Raw genomic sequence first — 20,947 nt, 5'->3', positions numbered from 1 at the left:
ATGACTGTTTAAAAGAAAGGAAGAGGTGACTTAGTATGGCTGCAAAAACGAAAAAAGCTATCGCTGACAGTAAGAAGCAATTTGATGCCATTAAAAAGCAGTTCGAAACGTTCCAAATTTTAAATGAAAAGGGAGAAGTCGTGAATGAAGCGGCAATGCCTGATTTATCTGATGATCAATTAAAAGAGCTCATGCGCCGCATGGTATTTACGCGTGTGCTTGATCAGCGCTCTATCTCATTAAACCGTCAAGGACGTCTCGGATTTTACGCTCCTACTGCGGGTCAAGAAGCTTCTCAGATCGCAACGCATTTTGCGCTTGAAAAAGAAGACTTTGTTCTTCCAGGATATCGTGATGTGCCTCAGTTAATTTGGCATGGTCTCCCGTTATATCAAGCGTTCCTTTTCTCTCGCGGACATTTCAGAGGAAACCAAATGCCTGATGATGTGAATGCCCTTTCTCCACAAATCATTATCGGTGCTCAATACATTCAAACTGCCGGTGTTGCGCTAGGTCTTAAAAAACGCGGTAAGCAAGCTGTCGCAATCACTTACACTGGTGACGGCGGAGCTTCACAAGGGGACTTCTACGAAGGAATTAACTTTGCCGGCGCTTATAAAGCACCTGCAATCTTCGTGGTACAAAACAACCGCTACGCGATTTCAACTCCGGTTGAAAAACAATCAGCGGCTGAAACAATTGCACAAAAAGCTGTAGCTGCAGGTATTGTCGGCGTACAAGTAGATGGAATGGATCCGCTTGCTGTATACGCTGCAACTGCTGAAGCACGCGAGCGCGCAATCAACGGCGAAGGCCCGACACTGATTGAAACACTTACTTTCCGTTACGGTCCGCACACAATGGCCGGCGACGATCCGACTAAATATCGCACAAAAGAAATCGAAAATGAATGGGAACAAAAAGACCCGCTTGTACGTTTCCGCGCGTTCCTTGAAAACAAAGGCTTATGGTCTGAAGAAGAAGAAGCAAAAGTAATTGAGGATGCGAAAGAAGAAATTAAGCAAGCGATCAAAAAAGCTGATGCTGAGCCGAAGCAAAAAGTAACTGATTTAATGAAAATCATGTACGAAAAAATGCCTCACAACCTTGAGGAGCAATTTGAAATTTATACACAGAAGGAGTCGAAGTAAGCCATGGCGCAAATGACAATGATTCAAGCAATCACGGATGCGTTACGCACAGAACTGAAAAATGACGAAAATGTCTTAGTTTTCGGAGAAGACGTTGGTGTTAACGGCGGCGTATTCCGTGCGACAGAAGGATTGCAAAAAGAATTCGGTGAAGACCGTGTGTTTGACACGCCACTTGCTGAATCTGGTATCGGCGGTCTTGCCCTTGGTTTAGGCTTAAACGGCTTCCGTCCGGTTATGGAAATCCAATTCTTCGGATTTGTTTACGAAGTAATGGATTCAGTTTCCGGCCAAATGGCTCGTTTGCGCTACCGTTCTGGCGGACGCTGGACTTCACCTGTAACAATTCGTTCTCCATTCGGCGGCGGTGTTCACACTCCTGAGCTTCACGCTGACAGCTTAGAAGGTCTTGTTGCACAGCAGCCTGGTATCAAAGTTGTTATTCCATCAACTCCTTACGATGCCAAAGGACTTTTAATTTCTGCGATCAGAGACAATGATCCAGTTGTTTTCTTAGAGCACATGAAGCTTTACCGTTCTTTCCGTCAGGAAGTTCCTGAAGAAGAATACACAATCGAGCTTGGCAAAGCTGACGTAAAACGTGAAGGTACTGACCTTTCAATCATCACTTACGGCGCAATGGTTCATGAATCATTAAAAGCTGCCGAGGAGCTTGAAAAAGACGGCATTTCTGCTGAAGTTGTCGACCTTCGCACTGTAAGCCCGCTTGATATCGATACAATCATTGCATCTGTAGAAAAAACAGGTCGCGCGATTGTGGTTCAAGAGGCACAAAAACAAGCCGGTATTGCTGCAAACGTAGTAGCCGAAATTAATGACCGCGCAATCTTGAGCTTGGAAGCACCTGTCCTTCGCGTGGCTGCGCCTGATACAGTATTTCCTTTCTCACAAGCTGAGAGTGTATGGCTTCCAAACCATAAAGACGTTCTTGAAACTGCAAGAAAAGTACTTGAATTTTAATCAAACTGCATAATCGAGAGGGAAGATGAACGTTTTCCCTCTATAATATATCTGTTTTCAATGCTTACGATGTAAACTGTAAAATTGCTTAATCAACTAGGAGGTCGAGAACTGTGGCATTTGAATTTAAACTTCCGGATATCGGGGAAGGTATCCACGAAGGCGAAATCATAAAATGGTTTGTCAAGCCTAACGATGAGGTAGACGAAGATGATGTACTGGCTGAAGTCCAAAATGATAAAGCAGTAGTAGAAATTCCTTCACCTGTTAAAGGAAAAGTATTAGAATTAAAAGTTGAAGAGGGAACGGTTGCAACTGTTGGACAAACGATCATTACGTTTGATGCACCTGGTTACGAAGACCTTCAATTTAAAGGCAGCGATGAGTCTGACGATGCGAAAACTGAAGCACAAGTTCAGTCAACTGCAGAAGCGGGACAAGACGTTGCGAAAGAAGGGCAAGCTCAAGAGCCTGCAAAAGCAACTGGCGCTGGACAGCAGGATCAAGCTGAAGTTGACCCGAACAAACGCGTGATCGCTATGCCTTCTGTACGTAAATATGCTCGTGAAAAAGGCGTAGACATCCGTAAAGTAACTGGTTCAGGCAACAACGGACGTGTTGTGAAAGAAGATATCGACAGCTTTGTAAACGGAGGAGCACAAGAAGCTGCGCCGCAAGAAACGGCTGCACCGCAAGAAACAGCTGCTAAACCGGCTGCTGCTTCAGTTCCAGAGGGTGAATTCCCAGAAACACGCGAAAAAATGAGCGGTATCCGTAAAGCAATTGCGAAAGCGATGGTTAACTCTAAACACACAGCTCCTCACGTAACATTAATGGACGAAGTGGACGTAACAAACCTTGTTGCACATCGTAAACAGTTCAAACAGGTTGCTGCTGATCAAGGAATCAAGCTGACTTATTTGCCTTACGTTGTAAAAGCTCTTACATCTGCACTGAAAAAATTCCCTGTTTTAAACACGTCAATTGACGATAAAACAGAAGAAGTAGTCCAAAAACATTACTTCAATATCGGTATCGCAGCTGACACTGAAAAAGGCTTGCTTGTTCCGGTTGTGAAAAATGCAGATCGTAAATCTGTCTTTGAAATCTCTGATGAGATCAATGGCCTTGCTACAAAAGCTCGTGAAGGCAAGCTTGCTCCAGCTGAAATGAAGGGCGCATCTTGCACAATTACAAACATCGGTTCTGCTGGCGGACAATGGTTTACTCCGGTTATCAACCATCCAGAAGTTGCGATTCTTGGTATCGGACGCATTGCAGAAAAAGCGATTGTTCGTGATGGCGAAATCGTAGCAGCTCCAGTCTTAGCTCTTTCTCTCAGCTTCGACCACCGTATGATCGACGGAGCAACTGCGCAAAATGCTTTAAATCACATCAAGCGTTTACTGAACGATCCACAATTAATTTTAATGGAGGCGTAATGTTATGGTAGTAGGAGATTTCCCTATTGAAACAGATACTCTTGTAATTGGTGCGGGACCTGGCGGCTATGTAGCTGCCATCCGCGCTGCACAGCTTGGACAAAAAGTAACTGTCGTTGAAAAAGCAACGCTTGGAGGCGTTTGTCTAAACGTTGGATGTATCCCTTCAAAAGCGCTGATCAATGCAGGCCACCGTTATGAGAATGCAAAGCATTCTGACGACATGGGAATCACTGCTGAGAACGTATCAGTTGATTTCACTAAAGTTCAAGAATGGAAAACTTCTGTTGTAAATAAGCTTACTGGCGGTGTAGCAGGTCTTCTTAAAGGCAACAAAGTAGATGTTGTAAAAGGTGAGGCTTACTTTGTAGACAGCAATTCAGTTCGTGTAATGGATGAGAATTCTGCTCAAACATATACGTTCAAAAACGCAATCATTGCAACTGGTTCTCGTCCTATCGAATTGCCAAACTTCAAATATTCTGAGCGCGTCCTAAATTCAACAGGCGCTTTAGCTCTTAAAGAAATTCCTAAAAAGCTCGTTGTTATCGGCGGCGGATACATCGGAACTGAGCTTGGAACTGCGTATGCTAATTTCGGTACAGAGCTTGTTATTCTTGAAGGCGGAGATGAAATTCTTCCTGGCTTCGAAAAACAAATGAGTTCTCTTGTTACACGCAGACTGAAGAAAAAAGGCAACGTTGAAATCCATACAAATGCGATGGCTAAAGGTGTCGAAGAAAGACCAGACGGCGTAACAGTTACATTTGAAGTAAAAGGCGAAGAAAAAACTGTTGACGCTGATTACGTACTGATTACAGTAGGACGCCGTCCAAATACTGATGAGCTTGGTCTTGAGCAAGTCGGTATTGAAATGACGGACCGCGGTGTCGTAAAAACTGATAAACAGTGCCGCACTAACGTACCTAACATTTATGCAATCGGTGATATCATCGAAGGACCGCCGCTTGCTCACAAAGCGTCTTACGAAGGTAAAATCGCAGCAGAAGCTATTGCTGGAGAGCCTGCAGAAATCGATTACCTTGGTATTCCTGCGGTTGTCTTCTCTGAGCCTGAACTTGCGTCAGTCGGTTACACTGAAGCACAGGCGAAAGAAGAGGGGCTTGACATTGTTGCAGCTAAATTCCCATTTGCAGCAAACGGCCGTGCGCTTTCTCTTAACGAAACAGACGGCTTCATGAAGCTGATCACTCGTAAAGAGGACGGTCTTGTGATCGGTGCGCAAATCGCCGGCGCGAGTGCTTCTGATATGATTTCTGAATTAAGCTTAGCGATCGAAGGCGGCATGACTGCTGAAGATATCGCGATGACAATTCACGCTCACCCAACATTGGGCGAAATCACAATGGAAGCAGCTGAAGTGGCAATTGGAAGTCCGATTCACATCGTAAAATAATGCTCGTATAAAAAACAGCCCTCGCTTTAAGCGGGGGCTGTTTTTTATTTTGGCAGCACATGCTGCAATGGTTTAATGATGTCTTCTTTCTTTTTCACACATCCCTCGATTTTCACCACGACATGGCGCTGATCTACAACCATAAGGGTAGGGACGGTTTTGATCTCATCTTCCCAGCCTTTTTTGTTATCATAGACCTTCATTTTATCAATTTGCTCGGGATAATCTTTTTCTAAATCCAGCAGGGCATCGTAATATGGCGCTTCCTGATCAATTTGGTTCTCATCAGAAAAAAACAAGATTTGTGTATGATGAATGTTATCAATCCGGTTTTTTTTCATCGGGTTGATGGTGGAAAGTGTACAGCCCGATAAAACAAATACTATTATCAGCATGGGGAATATCACGCGGTATCGCATCTATCTTCTCCTCTGTATAAACAATAGTAAACTAGCTTTAGTTTATCATGAGATACAGCTTAATCTGCTCCTTGTTACCTAATTGTTATATAATTGAAACCGTTTTTAAAGTATGATTACATTCCGTATCACTCGGTTAAAATAGCGAATCTGAGGGTGTATAGGATTTATTGCTGAAAAGTTCAAGATAGCATGAAATCTTATGATAGGTTTTGGCATATGTATCAGTTAAAGCGGTTACAAGAAGAAGGTAATGTATGATGAAGAATGAAAAAACACGTGATATATATCGATATTCACCTTAAATGTGTTATACAATTTATTGTTGACATTTCAAATGTGACATATTAATATAATAACAACAAAAGAAATTAAGCGTTTTCAAAATTCAAAGAAATGGGGAATGAGAGATGGGTACGATCGTTTGTCAAGATTGCAACGAAGCCATTCATTACTTTGAAGATGAGAAAGTGACAACATTATACGGAACGTGCTGCGGACAATGCCAATGTCCTGTTGAAGAAGAGTAAAGAAAGCATGCGGCTTAAGCCGCATGCTTTCTTTATTGAATCGCTTTTTGTTCTTTAATGACCCGGATCATCGTGAGGGTCGAGTCCTCAGGTCCTTGAACAGGGAGACCCGCGTCAAGATTCTTGAAAATGTAGCTGATATTTTCTTCAGTAATGATCTCACCCGGAATAAAGATTGGAATACCAGGAGGATATACCATGACGAATTCAGCGATAATCCGTCCTGATGCTTCTTTTAAGGGGATGACTTCCGTATTTGCATAGAAAGCATCACGAGGCGTCATTGCCAATAAAGGTATTTCCGGAAGCAGAACCTCAGTTTGCCGATGTGTGACATCTTTCTCTGCCATATGATGTGCAATCTCTGTTAAAGCCTCTACAAGCCGGTCTGCATCATTTTGGCTGTCACCAGGGGTAAAAATACACAAAATATTGTATAGATCCGAAAGCTCAACTTCAATATTAAAGGATTCACGAAGCCATTTTTCCACGTCATGGCCTGTAAGCCCAAGATTTTTAACAGAGATAATCAATTTTGTCGGGTCATAGCTGTAAGCTGCTTTTGACCCGAGAATCTCCTCACCGACACAATAAATACCTTCAATCTGATTGAGGCGGTTTCTCGTCTGGTTGGCAAGCTTCAGTGTCTCCTCAGCAAGCTGATGCCCTTCTGTTGCAAGGCGTTTTCTAGCGACATCCAGTGAGGCGAGAAGCAAGTAAGAAGTCGACGTCGTTGTCAGCATGCTCAGGATGGATTGCACTCTGTCTTTGGAAACAAGGCCCTCTCTCATGTTTAAAATAGAGCTTTGCGTCAGTGAGCCGCCCAGCTTGTGTACACTAGTTGCTGCTATGTCCGCTCCTGCCTGCATGGCTGAAAGCGGCAATTCGCTGTGAAAATGAATGTGCACGCCGTGTGCCTCATCGACAAGCACAGGTACATCAAACGAATGGGCAAGCTCTACAATGCTTTTTAAGTCGGCTGCAACCCCGAAATATGTCGGATTGATGACGAGCAGCCCTTTTGCATCTGGGTGCTCCGTAAGCGCCCGTTTAGCAGAATCAAGTGTAATACCATGGGAGATGCCCAATTCATTGTCAATTTCAGGATGAATAAAGATTGGGATCGCTCCGGAAAATACAATAGCTGTCATAATTGATTTGTGCACATTTCGCGGAATAATAATTTTATCTCCAGGTCCGCAAACAGCCATCACCATTGTCATAATGGCGCCGCTTGTTCCTTGGACAGAGAAAAATGTGTGGTCCGCGCCAAATGCTTCAGCCGCAAGATCCTGTGCTTGTTTGATGATGCCTTTTGGCGCGTGCAGGTCATCTAATGGTTCAATATTGATTAAATCTATGCTTAATGCGTTTTCACCGATAAATTGTCTGAATTCTGGGTCCATCCCTGCCCCTTTTTTATGGCCGGGAATGTGGAATTGAACAGGCTGTCTGCTTGCATGCTTTTTCAGTCCTGTGTATAAGGGTGTTTCGTGTTGCGACAATTGTTTTCCCACCTTTGTAATCATACCTATGCATAATAGTGTGTATTAAAATCAGTTTCTCAACCGTTTTTTAGACGTAAAACAAATGAATTATATTATGAACTTGAAAGAATGTAAAGAACAATTTATGATCAAATGAAGATGCTTTTTCTTAAAGGAAGCAAATGATAAGGAGTGAAGAAAATGGAGTACCAATATCCGATGAATGAAGATTGGACAACCGAAGAAGCAGTGGATGTGATCGCGTTTTTCCAGCAGGTTGAGCTTGCATATGAAAAAGGCGCTGATCGCGAAGAACTGCTTAAAGCTTACCGTCGTTTTAAGGAAATTGTCCCGGGGAAGGCCGAGGAAAAAAAGCTATGCGGCGAGTTTGAGGAACAAAGTACATATTCGCCTTACCGCACTGTCAAACAGGCGAGAGAATCTGATCAGGCGAAGATTAAGATGTAGGAAAAAGAGCCGGGGAATATCCCGGCTCTTTTTTATGCTTGTGACACTTTTTGGGTGAGACGGTACAGAAAAGCAAGTTTCTGAAACGCATCATCGATACGCTGAAGGAATTCCTGGTTATTCATCTTCAGCACTTCTTCCTTTTGAAGCTGGATGCCGCATAAAAGCTCAGCTTTTTTTACAGTCTGCAAACGCTCAAACAGCGTCTTCAGCTGTTCCTTGTCCATATCAGACTGCTTATGTACTCCCGGTTTGGTGTGATCTGCGGACCAAACGAAGCTGTCTGGAATATTTCTGGTGATGGTTTCCTGGTTTGTTTCAAGCAATTTGCCGTATTCTTCTTTGATAGGAGATTCATAAATAATCGCGAACCACACAAATACGTGGCTTTCCCATAGACCAATTTGAAAATGCGGCAGTTTTTTATAGCCTCTTTTGCTGTTTGCGAACGCCACCCAGCTGTCAGCAGGAGGATTGACGGATCTTCTTGCGTGCTTTGCCACATGCGGAAACATTTCATCTCCCGTTAAAGCTGATAAAGTCGGGGCAAAATGTTCGCCTAGTGCTGTAAGCTTCGGGCGGACCGTCTCTTTTAAAACCTCCATGCGCGCGTCTAAGCCTTCTATTGTAAATGTGTTAAAGTCTTCTTCAGTAAAACGCATTTGTGTCATGATTTTCCTCCTTCATGCTCAGTATACATATTTTATCACAGTTAGGACGAGCGGCAAAAAGATTGCGCGCGTTTTAAGAAAGGGGAAATGTGGTAATGAACGAATAGGTAAACACACAATTTTTAGAATCCTGTTACGCGTAAATAGAACAATCATACGATATAAGAAGTCATCATTGTTGAATGGCAAAATGGGATGCTTTTTTACAAACAAATGATCTCTGGAAGGGGCGAAAGACAATGAGGCAAGTTGTAAAAGAGGGATTTAAGGAAGAGAAAAACAATCGTGTAGCTGTCTGGAGACTAGAGGTTGATTATGAATTGGCAACCCTATATGAAGCGATGCAAAAAGAAAATGAAGAACAGATCGAACAAAGCAAAAACAAACTTGAGCGACTCAGAAAAGAATGGAATCGGATTAACGGGTAAAAAGCGATAGTGAAAACGAACCGCATGAATGGTTCGTTTTTACATGAGAAGGCATATTTTTCATTTCCCTTGCTTTTTCACCGCCGTTATCAGTATCCTATAAAATAAAGGTCTACATAGAAGAGAGGTACACATGAATGACAAATTGGACGGAAATTGATGAGATTGCAAAGAAATGGATAAGAGAAGCAGGCACAAGAATTAAACAATCTATGCATGAAAGCCTGACGATTGAAACGAAATCAAATCCGAATGATTTAGTCACCAATATTGACAAAGAAACGGAAAAGTTTTTTATTGAACGCATTCAGGAAACGTTTCCGGGACACCGCATACTCGGCGAAGAAGGTCAAGGAGACAAACTCTATTCACTTGAGGGAGTCGTCTGGATTATTGACCCAATTGACGGGACGATGAATTTTGTGCACCAGCAAAGAAACTTTGCGATTTCTATTGGGATTTTTGAAAACGGAGAAGGAAAAATCGGTTTGATCTATGATGTGGTGCATGATGAGCTGTATCACGCATTTAGCGGAAGAGGAGCTTATATGAATGAAACAAAGCTGGCTCCTTTAAAAGAAACTGTCATTGAAGAAGCGATTATTGCCATTAATGCGACATGGGTAACGGAAAACAGAAGAATTGATTCAAGTGTACTGGCGCCCCTTGTGAAAAGAGTCAGGGGCACACGCTCCTACGGATCTGCCGCTTTAGAGCTGGCGAATGTCGCGGCAGGAAGAATCGATGCTTACATCACAATGCGGCTTGCGCCATGGGATTATGCAGCGGGCTGTATTCTGTTAAATGAAGTAGGAGGCATTTATTCGACCATTGAGGGAAAGCCGTTTAGCTTTTTAGAAAATCACAGTGTGCTTGCCGGAAACCCATCCATACATAAAACGATATTTGAAGAGTATCTTCATGCTGAGAAATAGGCCGTTTGAACAGGACGACCTCTGCTTGTTAGAGAAGCTCGCAAAGGCTCATCCTGAATGGAAAGAGGAGGAGTTTGGAGAAAAAGATGCAGAAAGCTATATTATCTCCTACTCTATGTACAACGGGTCATGGCTTGTATGGGAAACAGCCGGTCATCCTGTTGCCGTCAGCTATCATCTTGAGTGGGCGCCTTCAAACGGAAAGCCGTGGCTTGGAACGGTACTGGTCGATCCGGCTGAAGAAAACAAGGGGTATGCGAGGATGATCATTGAACAGATCAGCAAATCGCTCAGAGACAAGCATAAAGCGATGTTTGCCGGAGTTCCCATTGATCGCAGTGAATGGATCCTGTTTTTGAGCCAATGCGGCTTTGAACAGCTGAAAACGGAGAAAGATGAAAGAGGCAAATCGTTTATGATCTTTGTGAAGCCTTTAGCGGAAGCGGCCGTTTGATGACGGCAGTTTCTTTTTATAAAAGCCTCCCGAAAAAGGGGAGGCTTTTGTTGAATAAAATATTATTTTTTCACCGCATGAATATAATGAATTGTTTCAAAAGCTGACAAATCGTCGGTTCGATTGCAAAAGAAAAGGTCATGAATGTCGTCCGGTGATAAATGCTCATAGATCAGTAATCCCGATGACTCTAACATATGTTCAATTTCTTGATAGGTGAAACACGATTGCATCGGTTCACCGCCTGCGGCAGCCATCTTCACCATATGTTCAACTCGGTTTGACGTTCCTTTTGCTGTAAAGAGTGTTTCGTCCCCATAATCAAAAACGATCGAGCTGCCGGATGGGACATGCGAAAATAAATGGCTGATCAAGTTTGCATTTTCTTCTCGGGTTAAATAATAAGACACTCCGAGAAGGCTGAAGAATGTTTTTGTGCTCTTAAATCCTTTATCTAAGAGAGGCTCATATGAAAACATTTTGGTGAAATCCATAGGAACAAAGTGAAGATGTCCCGGAATTGCCAGATTTGCATCCTGCAGCTTATCTTTTTTGACTTGCTGTGTAGCCGGATGATCAACCTCGAAAATTTGCAGGCTGTTTTCTAATTCTGGATGCCGGATACAGAAAGTATCCAGCCCGGCCCCAAGAATGACATACTGTTTTGCTCCCAGCATCAATTCGTTGTGTAAGACTTTTTCGCAATACGCAGCACGTGCTAAGGGCGTGGGCGACAGCTGGATTTGTATAACCCATTTTAATATTTCTTCAGGATCATGTTGCAGACGTTCAGCAATCTCTTTGTTGAAAAACGAGATTCCTTGAATCATGTTCTCACTGATGCTTGTAAACTCTTTTTCATTTATGAGATCTTTTGCAATAAAATCATCAAAAATGAGAGGCGTATCATATCGGCTGTGATACGCACGGGCAAAAGCTGAAATCAAAGACGTTAAACTGGACTCATTTTTTTTCATGAAATGATCCTCCATAAAAAAATAAGATTCCCCTGGCCAGGAGAATCTTATTATACACATAAATATATTAATAGTAAATTTTAGCATAAATAAGTTTTTTTGTCAATGTTTTTGCTCTTTTCTGAACGCGCAATCCTTCACATAGCTAGTGTCCGCTAGAAGAATTTCTCTATCAATCTTGTGCCCTGAGTCAGGAAGATCGACCGCCGCTTTCCCTTTGCTGCACACTTGGAGCTGTACCTCCTCTTTTTTGCAAATCAGAAGCGGTTTCTGTTTTTTAACATTATCTTTTCGTTATTACTGCTGAAGAGAGAAATACATGTAACAGAAAAAGCCTGAGATTTCTCAGGCTTTTCCTAACATTACAATCCAACAGCATTCCAGGCTGCTTCAACTTTAGCGGCATCAGTGGAGCCGTAAAGATCACGGGCAGATTGAAGGAGAGCCGCCTTAGCATCTTTGAACGTGGAAGAAGGCGTGAGGTACGTTGTTAACGCACGGTAATAGATCTGCTGTGATTTAGAGACACCAAGCTTTGTAATGGTATTGTAAGCGGCTTTGTTTGGAATTCCGCTGTTTGTGTGTACACCGCCGTAATCGCCTTCATCTGTGTTTGGGAGGTTTTGGTAATCAGCGTAATTGTCAGGCTGATCGTATTTTGTCGGATTGGACAGGCTGCGGAGAGCAGGCTGGCTGACTGTAATGTCTTCACCGATGTCCCAGTCTTCTGTATCGTTAAAATAACCGAATACGTCAGAGAATGATTCGTTTAATGCCCCCGGCTGCTTTTCATAAATCAAGTTGGCCGTTTCTTGAGTGACGCCGTGAGTCATTTCATGTGCAGTCACATCTAATGAGCCGGAAAGCGGAGAGAAGAATGAACCGTCGCCGTCACCGTAAATCATTTGGTCTCCTATCCATGCGGCATTGTTGTACTTAGTGCCATAATGAACGGAAGAAACGATTTTACTGCCTTTGTTATCATAGCTGTTTCGTTTAAAGTTTGAATAAAAATAATCGTACACTTTACCGAGGTTATAGTGTGCGTCAACGGCTGCCCGCTGTGATGAAGAGGTAAATGTTTTCGTTGTGCTTGAGACAAGCGTGCCCGGAAGGCTGCTTTTTCTGTTTTGCAAGTCATATGTGATGATTTGGGTGCCTGTTGGTTTTGAAAGATCTCTTAGAACGTATTTTCCGCTTTCATATGAGATGTTCAAAGGAACAGTTGCGCCCTTTAGAGTTGTTCCGCTTCCAGTGGCAGCAGCATGTTCTACCTTATTTTGCTGTTTTAAAATGCTGCCTGTTTCAGCGTCAACTAAGACTTCCCAGTTTGCAGGTTCAGGCTCGATATAGCGAATCGTCACATCATAAGCAAGACGATAGCTGCCGTCCTTTGTCTCTACAGCTTTTAATTCAGCTTTATTGCTGTTTTTGGCCGCTCCGTTAGAAACAGCGTCTGGTGATTTGCCGATGGCTTTGAAAGCAAGTGCCAGCGCTTTTTCAGAAGAGACTTTTTTGCTGTTTTCTGTTTTTGCCGCTGATTGATTGTGTAATTCACCATTGATCGCATAGACATTATCGGATTTATCAACGTGAACGATCACTTGTGAATCTTTAACAGGCACTCCGTTCACCACAGGCGCATATCGAAAGTGCTTGTACCCAAGGGCATCAGTCGTGCTTTCGACAAGCTTCAGCCTTTTAGCGGGGTCGCCTTTAAAAATGCCGCTGTTCTTTTTCAAAAACTGTTTGACAGCCTTGTCATTTGGTGCAGGCAGCTCTGATTGCGCAATTGCGTTTTTGGACAGGAAATGTGTTTGATTCTCTTTAAGCTGATGACTTTCAGCAGCCTGAACACCTGGAAGGCTGATTGACAAACTCATAAACGAAGCGGCGACAGCAACAGACAATTTCTTACCTAAACCCACATTAAATCCCCCTTTTTGAAAATACTGAATAATCTTTATTGTTATATTAAACTAGCATTCTGGATTACTCAACAAAAACTAACATAACTAGACAAAATTGATAGTATTGTCCTGCGTTTGTTTTTTTTGAATAATATCAAGATGAGTCAAGTGTCATGTGATGGTTCATTACGGAGTTATGTTTTTACATATCAAGGGGAAGATGAGATATTTTTGTTTCTTCTTGAAACTTTTTGAAAATCCCGCTGTCTAACCGAATGAGGCCTTAATAAGAAGAAAAGGATTGTTGTTCGTGTTGGAGTTATTCAGTCATTATGTATTGCATTTCGAACGTTATTTTATATTAAGCCGACAAAGCACCTTGCTGATTCAATGGGCAGTTGTAGTTCTTGCGGGCTTATATGTTGTGGTGCACCATCCCAAGATAAACCGGTGCCGCACAATGTTCTTAGCTGGTGTCTTATTGCGGATTGTGCTGCTGGCTGGGGTGTCAGTTGAACTCATTCATCAGGTGCAGGCGACAAACTTTACCAGCGCTTACTTAAGAGAGGACGACAAAGAACTGCTGCCGCTGGTGCATTTTTTGTTATACGGGTATGTACTGCTGACGGCTTTTCACTACATGCTGATGCCGCGTGATCATGGCGGAAAAGGCATGTTTTATACATTCGATCTGGCCGTTGTCAGTTTGCCGATCGTACAAATGATATTCAGTTTCTTTTCATATTGGAAGGAATATCCTGATGGAGTCGAGCGAACTGAATTCGTGTTCCTGTTTTTTATCATCATTCTTCCTATTTTATTGAATGTACTGTTTTTCAAGCTGTATTGGAGAACAAATAAGATTTTACTAGGTTTGTTTTATACGCTGATTATCGGACTGCTTGTCAAGCTGCTTGTTCCATTTTCCCATCAAATCACCATAGATTATGGTGCAGTAATGCCTTATACGATTTATTTGGCAATGGCGGGATTTTTGATGAGCTATCATCTCTTCCAAAAGTCAGACAAGTTTTATATGCGTGTGAATAAGCGGCTGACGATGGCTGTCGTTGTGTTTTTTGTCTTGCTCTTAAATCCGATATATAACGCAGGAACCGCCGCTTTTGCTGTATCAAAGCCTTTAGATGTCCATGATTCATTCAATTTTATCGGGGAGCACATTTCATCTAAAAAAGCGGAACAGATTGTGAAGTCATTTTTTCCTACGAATGAAACACTTTATTTGCACGATACAAACATGGATGTGCATTATTTCTACTCATTTGAAAGCAAGAGCTATAAAGCTGAGGTAGATGAAGTCTCACAGCTGATTCGTAATTATCAATACGTAAAAAAACCGCATGGAAAAAAGCTGACGGATCAAGAGTACATGCGGAGGTCTATCGCTTTTCTCGAACGGCACGGCCGTGTGTTAAATAAGGACCAGATCGAAACTAAGGTATCTAAAGAAAACGGTCAGACAGTCGTTCGTATATATCTGAAAAATCAACTTCATAAAAAAGATAATGATGATGGAACGCTATTTTATTGGGAAAAAGAAACTTTAATGAGCTTTAGTGAAGACCCTTCTATTTATCAGCTTGATTCTCTTTTTCATGTTCATGTGACAGAACAAGACATACAAGACAAATTGAATCAAATGTTTACAGCTTTGAACATACCGAAACAGCCTTATCAGATCACTGATATTGAAAGCGACAGCCTGCTCGGGAGCTTGGTGCGTGTGGAAACGAGAGGCGCGATTGTGTTGGAATTTGAGAGTGAATCCGGTTCTTTACATAGCCTTTCGCTTCCGATGAAGAAGAATATTTCAATGGACAACAACCAATTGCAGCAGCAGATATTATCGATCTTCGATGCTCATGGAGCTGAAATAAAGAAAAAAAGTCAGAGTGACATGGTGATGTATACTGATTCTTCTAAAACATATAATTTTTTTGAAGATCAGGGTCAGCTAAACGTTAATGTGTACAGTGATACACCCGAGCAGCCTTTCCCATATACGTATCGTAACGGAACATTGGCTTATGAAAAAGTAGCTTCTCGATATCAGGATGTCATTTACAAAAAACGCATGCGTCCAATTATCGTTTACAGAGGGGATGAACGGCATTATGCATGGCTGATCATTATTCAGCCGTTCGGCTCAAACCGCCATGACGCTTATGTGGTGGATGGAGAAACACGAGAGGTGAAAAGTCTTTATGAATCATAAAGAAAAAGAGTCTGTTTTTTTAGATTTATATGACCTATATAAAGAAGGAGAGCTAGAGGGTGAATCAATGGAATGGATGAAACAGCATGAGCCCCTATACCAAAAGAATGCGGAATTCTTAAGGAGTGATTCTAGTTCAAAGAGAAGCCCGGGGGCTGAAGAAGAGAGCCAAATCAGACATATGAAAGTATACCTGTCTTCCATGTATATCTGTTTTATTTTATTGGCTATTTGGATGACGGTGTGGTTTTACTTTTAATGAAGCATAGTGATTCTATTGAGGACTTGTATCGACAGTATTACCAAGAAATTTTGAATTATTTATATAGAAGGACACGTCACCTTGAAACAGCAAAGGACTTAGCGCAGGATACGTTTGTGAAAGCACTTAACGGTCTGGCTTCGTTTAGGGGCCATTCTTCCATCAGAACGTGGCTTTACACCATTGCACATCACACCTTCGTCAATTGGTACCGCAGGAATGCCAAATACCAATTTTCTGATATCAGCAAAAATGAAGGATTAACGCAAACAACTTATGAGCAGCCTAAAGAGTATTTGTCGCGGACGGTAAAAAGCGAGACCATAAGACGTGAGATCCTGCGATTAAAAGATCAGTATCAATCCGTTTTGATTTTAAGAGAATTCCAAGAGCTTTCTTATGAGGAAATTGCAGAGATATTAGGATGGAGTCTTTCAAAGGTGAAAACTACACTGCACCGGGCCAGATTAGAGCTAAAGAAAAACGTGATGAAAAGAAGAGAGGAGGAGCGGATATGACCTGCTTTCTAGTAAGAGACCTGCTTCCTCTGTATCTTGAAGGTGATTGTAAAAGAGAAACGGAACACGTGATTAAAGAACATTTAAAGACCTGCGGCAGCTGCAGAGACATGTATGACATGATGGCTGAGCCCTTTGAATGGGAAGACGGACAGGCTGTTGAGGAGGCCTTTCTGCCGGAAGAAGAAAGGCGGTTTAAACAGAGGTATTATGGTTTGATGATCGTTAAAGCTGCCTGTTGGTTTGGAGCGGCGGCTGTCGTGATGCTGATCATCAAATTGCTGTTATAAAGAAAAGCGCCTGCCGGAAAACGGACAAGCGCTTTTGTAGATTAAGCTTTTGGATGAATCATATCATAGATTGCGGCAAGTTGTTCTTGTGACAGAGCACCGAAAAGCTTTTCGTAAATGTCAGCTTGCTGAGGTGTCGCGCCTGCTTGTACGGCTGCATCTTTGTCATAGCTGTACACGCCGTCTTGTAATACAATTGCTGCTTGAAGAATGTGTATCTTTACGGAAACAGCAGAGAAAAATTGGTCGAGTGCGAGTGCTTCTTTTTCTGTGAAGCCAAGTTCAACTGCTTTTTCTGTATCAAATTTGTAATTTCCATCTTCAATATATACACACTGTGAAACAATATTGAAAAATTCCGATGTCGACTCCCATAATTTTGCGATGACTTGAGCCTCTTCTTTTGTCATTCCTAACTCGACAGCTTTTTTGCTGTCAAAATAATATACACCGTCTTTTTCGTATATAGATTGATTTAAAATATCAATAAATGCATTGATATCTTCGGTTGTGACTGTCTGATGCTGAACATAAACATCAGTGTGACCAGCCGGTGTTTTTGCGCTGGCTGTATCAGGGCCGAACGTGAATAGAGCTGCTGAGGTCATTGCGGCAGTCGTTAGCATCGCTTTTTTTACAAATGTTTTTTTCATGTTTCTTCTCTCCCTTTTATGAACTGTGATGCAGATTCCATTATAGGGATATATTGGTGTGATAAAAATAGGCTCTATGGTATTTTATGTATAACATTGCCGAACTGCTTTTTTCGGGTCTCATGTGTCATCGTAAGCACGATTATCTAGGTATACAGGCTGTTTTGTATCTTCCCGACTAAAAAACAGGGGAGATAAGACTTAAAGACATGAAAAAAAACACCGCTTTCTTTGCGGTGTTTTTTGATTACAACGTCTCCGGCCGGGCAATGCTTTTAATCAAGCAAGCCCTGCTCGCGCATTTTCTTTTTCAATGTAAATCCGCCGCCCATCACGGCGCAAACAAGTACAATGCTGGCGATAATGCCAAGAGCGCTTTTTTCAGCGATAAAGACGCCGATCAGCATAATACTGAAAACCGCTGCAAATGCAAATAATAGTAAAAGCCCATTCATTTTTTTCATATTTCCCATCCCCTTTTACGTCTTATAATAAGTTTACTGAAAAACGTGACGCTTTTAAAGAGGATGTGTGGTATAATATGAAAGTTATCTAATTTTTTTAGGAGATGAAAAAGTGAAACTTCGAAACGATCTTCGCAACATCGCGATTATTGCCCACGTTGACCATGGGAAAACGACTCTAGTCGATCAGCTTTTACATCAGGCTGGTACATTCCGTGCCAACGAGCAGGTTGCTGAACGCGCAATGGACTCTAATGATCTTGAACGCGAACGCGGCATTACAATTTTGGCGAAAAATACTGCGATTAACTATAAAGATACACGCATCAATATTTTGGATACCCCTGGACACGCAGACTTTGGGGGAGAAGTAGAACGGATTATGAAAATGGTAGACGGCGTAGTGCTTGTCGTTGACGCATACGAAGGCTGTATGCCTCAAACTCGTTTCGTTCTGAAAAAAGCTCTTGAGCAAAACCTGAATCCGGTTGTTGTTGTAAACAAAATTGACCGTGACTTTGCCCGTCCTGAGGAAGTGATCGATGAGGTTCTGGATCTGTTCATTGAGCTTGATGCCAATGAAGAGCAGCTCGAGTTCCCAGTGGTATATGCTTCTGCGATTAACGGAACAGCGAGTCTTGATCCAAAACAGCAGGATGAAAACATGGAAGCTTTATATGAAACGATTATTAAGCATGTTCCGGCACCTGTTGATAATGCAGAGGAGCCGCTTCAATTCCAAGTTGCCCTTCTTGACTACAACGACTATGTAGGCCGTATTGGTATCGGACGCGTATTCCGCGGCACGATGAAAGTTGGTCAGCAGGTTTCTCTTATGAAGCTTGACGGAACGGCTAAGTCATTCCGTGTTACAAAGATTTTCGGTTTCCAAGGCTTAAAGCGTGTGGAAATTGAAGAAGCAAAAGCGGGAGACCTTGTTGCGGTTTCCGGCATGGAAGACATTAACGTTGGTGAAACGGTCTGTCCTGTAGACCATCAAGATCCGCTTCCAGTGCTTCGCATTGATGAGCCGACACTTCAAATGACATTTGTCGTGAATAACAGTCCTTTTGCAGGCCGTGAAGGCAAATATGTAACGGCTCGTAAAATTGAAGAGCGTCTTCAGTCTCAGCTTCAGACAGATGTGAGCTTGCGTGTCGAGCCAACAGCTTCTCCTGATGCTTGGGTTGTTTCCGGACGCGGTGAGCTGCACTTGTCCATTTTAATCGAAAATATGCGCCGTGAAGGCTATGAGCTTCAAGTTTCAAAACCTGAAGTTATCATCAAAGAAATCGACGGCGTACGCTGTGAGCCTGTTGAGCGTGTGCAAATTGATGTACCTGAAGAGCATACTGGCTCTGTCATGGAATCAATGGGTGCCCGCAAAGGCGAAATGGTTGATATGATCAACAACGGAAACGGCCAAGTCCGACTCATCTTTACAGTTCCTTCCCGCGGATTGATCGGTTACTCTACAGAGTTCCTATCATTAACACGCGGATTCGGTATTCTGAACCATACGTTTGACAGCTACCAGCCGATGCAGGCGGGCCAAGTCGGCGGACGCCGTCAGGGTGTACTTGTGTCAATGGAAAACGGAAAAGCGACATCATACGGTATTCAAGGAATTGAGGACCGCGGTGTCATCTTCGTTGAGCCTGGTACTGAAGTATATGAAGGAATGATCGTTGGAGAGCATAACCGTGATAACGACCTTGTTGTTAACGTCAGCAAAATGAAACAGCAAACAAACGTCCGCTCTGCGACAAAGGATCAGACAACTACAATTAAGAAAGCGCGCATCATGTCTCTTGAGGAGTCTCTAGAGTACTTAAACGAAGATGAATATTGTGAAGTCACACCAGAATCCATCCGTTTAAGAAAGAAAATCCTCAATAAGAACGAACGTGAAAAAGCGGCTAAAAAGAAAAAAACAGCAGGATTGTCTTAATCTCGTGCAGAATTTGAAAAGATAGAACCCGTACGTTTACAGGGGAGGGAATCTTTTTGAATGACGTAAGCGAACGCCTGTCGTTCTTCGCCGCTCTATATCAAGTAGACCGGCAGCCTGCGGCAGGCATGTGGCTGCTGTACGGTACGATTTTTGTATTGGCTGTTATTGTATTTAAGCTTGGATTTGCTAAACGGCTTCCGTTATTAAAATCAGCGGTGGTGTATGTGTTTCTTGCTTTGGGCTGCACTGTTTTGACTTTTTTAGGAGTGTTTTTGCCCGTTGCAGAGGGATTGGTTGTCGCTGCTCTGATTTTAATTATTTACAAAATCCGGCTGTATCAGTCGAAAAAAGGACAGTCTGCAAATTCATAAAAAGACTCAGCTTGTAGAAAATTCTACAAGCTTTTTTTGTTTTGCGCTTTTTTAAAGCCGGCTTCGATCGCCCTGGTGTCACTTCACCGCATGCTTTTACAATAGTCTCAACTTCTTGTTCGGTAAGAGCCAGGAAAGTGCTGCTCGGACCGACGACGTCTATGTTAGGAACAAGTTTAGGGAAGCCTCTCATTCCGCCATGGTGGATCTGTACAGTGGCTTTCGTTCCTTGAGATTGGATTGCCTGAGAGATTTTTTTTCAATCCCGGTATGTGAGAATCATCATAGGCCGTGCTGGCTGGGAAACGCTTTGCCGTTAGGTATGTTTGTTTGCGCATGCAATAATGGCCATGCTCATTTCGTTTGAACGGAGGCGCAATTCAGCTTAATTCACGGTCGGAAATCATTCCGTTATCGTTTGAAGAATAGTGTGTCATTGGTGCGACAGAGGTCGGTTTAGTATGGTGACGACGCCGCTTTAGAACGTAATAGGCTCAGCGGTTTATCAGTTTACTTCATCATTTCGCCTTCTTCCTTAGGGAGTTAACTCGCCCGTTTTCTAGCTTGTGTTTTAATTGTATGCAATTATTTTGTTTGTCTTTCATCATGAGGTTCTGGCCGGCTGAACCATTTATTGAAACGAAAGGAACGGTTCTCCGTTCCTTTTCAGGATCTTTATATCCGCCTGAAAGTTGATGCTGATCAAAATATATGTGACAGAGGTGGCAAAGAGGAGAATGATTTTTAATACGCATATCTTCTTTCTATCTTTTACAAGGTTATTTATAAGCATCCGTTTGTGTGAAAAAACCCTCAATTTGTTTTTTATTCTTTTTTCCACTTTCCCGCGGCAAATATCGTTCCGATCTGAATTACCACACTTAACAGAGCGCATACTGCCACAACTGTGTTGCTGTCCATAGAAGACA

23 protein-coding genes and 1 pseudogene are annotated in these 20,947 nt (G+C 42.5%); 15 read left to right on the top strand and 9 right to left on the bottom strand.

Features of this window, described 5'->3' with window-relative positions; translation table 11 throughout:
* Positions 1-35 precede the first annotated feature (35 nt).
* From pdhA to lpdA, 4 genes are all read left to right on the top strand, one after another.
* Positions 36-1,151: a pyruvate dehydrogenase (acetyl-transferring) E1 component subunit alpha gene (gene pdhA, locus V756_RS0119860; protein WP_024716203.1), complete on the top strand. Its 1,116-nt coding sequence runs from the start codon at positions 36-38 to the stop codon at positions 1,149-1,151.
* Between the two features lie 3 nt (positions 1,152-1,154).
* Positions 1,155-2,132 (top strand): pyruvate dehydrogenase complex E1 component subunit beta, encoded by a 978-nt coding sequence (gene pdhB, locus V756_RS0119855; RefSeq protein WP_024716202.1) that lies wholly within the window; start codon positions 1,155-1,157, stop codon positions 2,130-2,132.
* 113 nt (positions 2,133-2,245) lie between these two features.
* Positions 2,246-3,574, top strand: coding sequence for a pyruvate dehydrogenase complex dihydrolipoyllysine-residue acetyltransferase (gene pdhC / locus V756_RS0119850; RefSeq protein ID WP_024716201.1), 1,329 nt, complete (start codon positions 2,246-2,248; stop codon positions 3,572-3,574).
* Between the two features lie 4 nt (positions 3,575-3,578).
* The gene (gene lpdA, locus V756_RS0119845; protein ID WP_024716200.1) at positions 3,579-4,991 is read left to right on the top strand and encodes a dihydrolipoyl dehydrogenase; all 1,413 of its coding nucleotides are present in this window, start codon (positions 3,579-3,581) and stop codon (positions 4,989-4,991) included.
* Positions 4,992-5,035: 44 nt separating this feature from the next.
* On the opposite strand, the gene slp is transcribed toward lpdA, so the two are convergent.
* Complete coding sequence (gene slp / locus V756_RS0119840) at positions 5,036-5,410, bottom strand: peptidoglycan-associated lipoprotein Slp (protein ID WP_024716199.1); 375 nt, start codon at positions 5,408-5,410, stop codon at positions 5,036-5,038.
* 410 nt (positions 5,411-5,820) lie between these two features.
* Between slp and V756_RS1000000123740 the strand changes: the two genes are divergently transcribed.
* Positions 5,821-5,940, top strand: coding sequence for a GapA-binding peptide SR1P (locus tag V756_RS1000000123740; protein WP_015383564.1), 120 nt, complete (start codon positions 5,821-5,823; stop codon positions 5,938-5,940).
* A 32-nt stretch (positions 5,941-5,972) separates the two neighbouring features.
* Here the strand turns inward: V756_RS1000000123740 and speA are convergent, their stop codons facing one another.
* Positions 5,973-7,445 (bottom strand): arginine decarboxylase, encoded by a 1,473-nt coding sequence (speA, locus tag V756_RS0119830; protein ID WP_024716198.1) that lies wholly within the window; start codon positions 7,443-7,445, stop codon positions 5,973-5,975.
* Between the two features lie 183 nt (positions 7,446-7,628).
* Between speA and V756_RS0119825 the strand changes: the two genes are divergently transcribed.
* Positions 7,629-7,895: a UPF0223 family protein gene (locus tag V756_RS0119825; protein WP_014663837.1), complete on the top strand. Its 267-nt coding sequence runs from the start codon at positions 7,629-7,631 to the stop codon at positions 7,893-7,895.
* Between the two features lie 32 nt (positions 7,896-7,927).
* Here V756_RS0119825 and V756_RS0119820 read toward each other — a convergent pair whose 3' ends face one another.
* Positions 7,928-8,566 carry a YktB family protein gene (locus V756_RS0119820; protein ID WP_024716197.1) on the bottom strand — a complete coding sequence of 213 codons (639 nt, stop codon included), beginning with the start codon at positions 8,564-8,566 and terminating at the stop codon, positions 7,928-7,930.
* Between the two features lie 239 nt (positions 8,567-8,805).
* Here V756_RS0119820 and V756_RS0119815 point away from each other — a divergent pair, with 239 nt between their 5' ends.
* The 3 genes from V756_RS0119815 to V756_RS0119805 all read left to right on the top strand — a co-directional run bounded on the left by V756_RS0119815 (position 8,806) and on the right by V756_RS0119805 (position 10,383).
* Positions 8,806-8,994 carry a YkzI domain-containing protein gene (locus V756_RS0119815; RefSeq protein WP_024716196.1) on the top strand — a complete coding sequence of 63 codons (189 nt, stop codon included), beginning with the start codon at positions 8,806-8,808 and terminating at the stop codon, positions 8,992-8,994.
* Positions 8,995-9,131: 137 nt separating this feature from the next.
* Positions 9,132-9,929, top strand: coding sequence for an inositol-1-monophosphatase (gene suhB, locus V756_RS0119810; protein ID WP_024716195.1), 798 nt, complete (start codon positions 9,132-9,134; stop codon positions 9,927-9,929).
* A gap of 25 nt (positions 9,930-9,954) precedes the next feature.
* Entirely contained in the window at positions 9,955-10,383 is a 429-nt protein-coding gene (locus V756_RS0119805; protein WP_081719948.1) for a GNAT family N-acetyltransferase, read from the top strand.
* 62 nt (positions 10,384-10,445) lie between these two features.
* On the opposite strand, the gene V756_RS0119800 is transcribed toward V756_RS0119805, so the two are convergent.
* From V756_RS0119800 to nprE, 3 genes are all read right to left on the bottom strand, one after another.
* Positions 10,446-11,360, bottom strand: a complete 915-nt coding sequence (locus tag V756_RS0119800; protein ID WP_024716193.1) for a class I SAM-dependent methyltransferase — start codon at positions 11,358-11,360, stop codon at positions 10,446-10,448.
* Positions 11,361-11,462: 102 nt separating this feature from the next.
* The gene (locus tag V756_RS1000000124640; RefSeq protein ID WP_255210053.1) at positions 11,463-11,588 is read right to left on the bottom strand and encodes a hypothetical protein; all 126 of its coding nucleotides are present in this window, start codon (positions 11,586-11,588) and stop codon (positions 11,463-11,465) included.
* Positions 11,589-11,722: 134 nt separating this feature from the next.
* Complete coding sequence (gene nprE / locus V756_RS0119785; RefSeq protein WP_024716192.1) at positions 11,723-13,288, bottom strand: neutral metalloprotease NprE; 1,566 nt, start codon at positions 13,286-13,288, stop codon at positions 11,723-11,725.
* Positions 13,289-13,571: 283 nt separating this feature from the next.
* On the opposite strand from nprE, the gene V756_RS0119780 reads away from it, so the two are divergent.
* Genes V756_RS0119780 through V756_RS0119765 form a run of 4 tightly spaced genes read left to right on the top strand, consistent with a single transcriptional unit; the run spans position 13,572 to position 16,576 of the window.
* Complete coding sequence (locus V756_RS0119780) at positions 13,572-15,506, top strand: hypothetical protein (RefSeq protein WP_081719931.1); 1,935 nt, start codon at positions 13,572-13,574, stop codon at positions 15,504-15,506.
* A complete protein-coding gene (locus V756_RS0119775) occupies positions 15,496-15,765 on the top strand; it encodes a hypothetical protein (RefSeq protein ID WP_024716190.1) in 270 nt (89 codons plus the stop codon). The genes V756_RS0119780 and V756_RS0119775 overlap by 11 nt, the downstream gene beginning before the upstream one ends.
* Positions 15,765-16,286, top strand: a complete 522-nt coding sequence (locus tag V756_RS0119770; protein WP_024716189.1) for a sigma-70 family RNA polymerase sigma factor — start codon at positions 15,765-15,767, stop codon at positions 16,284-16,286. Before V756_RS0119775 ends, V756_RS0119770 begins: the two co-directional genes overlap by 1 nt.
* Positions 16,283-16,576 (top strand): zf-HC2 domain-containing protein, encoded by a 294-nt coding sequence (locus tag V756_RS0119765; RefSeq protein ID WP_024716188.1) that lies wholly within the window; start codon positions 16,283-16,285, stop codon positions 16,574-16,576. Before V756_RS0119770 ends, V756_RS0119765 begins: the two co-directional genes overlap by 4 nt.
* A 41-nt stretch (positions 16,577-16,617) precedes the next feature.
* On the opposite strand, the gene V756_RS0119760 is transcribed toward V756_RS0119765, so the two are convergent.
* The gene (locus tag V756_RS0119760) at positions 16,618-17,229 is read right to left on the bottom strand and encodes a hypothetical protein (RefSeq protein ID WP_024716187.1); all 612 of its coding nucleotides are present in this window, start codon (positions 17,227-17,229) and stop codon (positions 16,618-16,620) included.
* Between the two features lie 275 nt (positions 17,230-17,504).
* On the bottom strand, positions 17,505-17,693 hold the full coding sequence (locus V756_RS0119755; protein ID WP_024716186.1) for a YlaF family protein: 189 nt from the start codon (positions 17,691-17,693) through the stop codon (positions 17,505-17,507).
* 112 nt (positions 17,694-17,805) lie between these two features.
* On the opposite strand from V756_RS0119755, the gene typA reads away from it, so the two are divergent.
* Both typA and V756_RS0119745 read left to right on the top strand, forming a co-directional pair.
* Entirely contained in the window at positions 17,806-19,644 is a 1,839-nt protein-coding gene (gene typA, locus V756_RS0119750; RefSeq protein WP_003232278.1) for a translational GTPase TypA, read from the top strand.
* Positions 19,645-19,700: 56 nt separating this feature from the next.
* Complete coding sequence (locus V756_RS0119745) at positions 19,701-20,018, top strand: YlaH-like family protein (RefSeq protein WP_024716185.1); 318 nt, start codon at positions 19,701-19,703, stop codon at positions 20,016-20,018.
* 53 nt (positions 20,019-20,071) lie between these two features.
* Here the strand turns inward: V756_RS0119745 and V756_RS1000000124635 are convergent.
* A pseudogene (locus V756_RS1000000124635) lies at positions 20,072-20,467 on the bottom strand (oxidoreductase); the annotation flags it as partial.
* Positions 20,468-20,947 lie beyond the last annotated feature (480 nt).

The sequence above is a fragment of the Bacillus tequilensis KCTC 13622 genome, from assembly GCF_000507145.1.
Classification (GTDB): Bacteria; Bacillota; Bacilli; order Bacillales; family Bacillaceae; genus Bacillus; species Bacillus tequilensis.
Note: the sequence above shows the minus strand (reverse complement) of the source record. Positions and strands in the feature narration are given on the sequence as shown.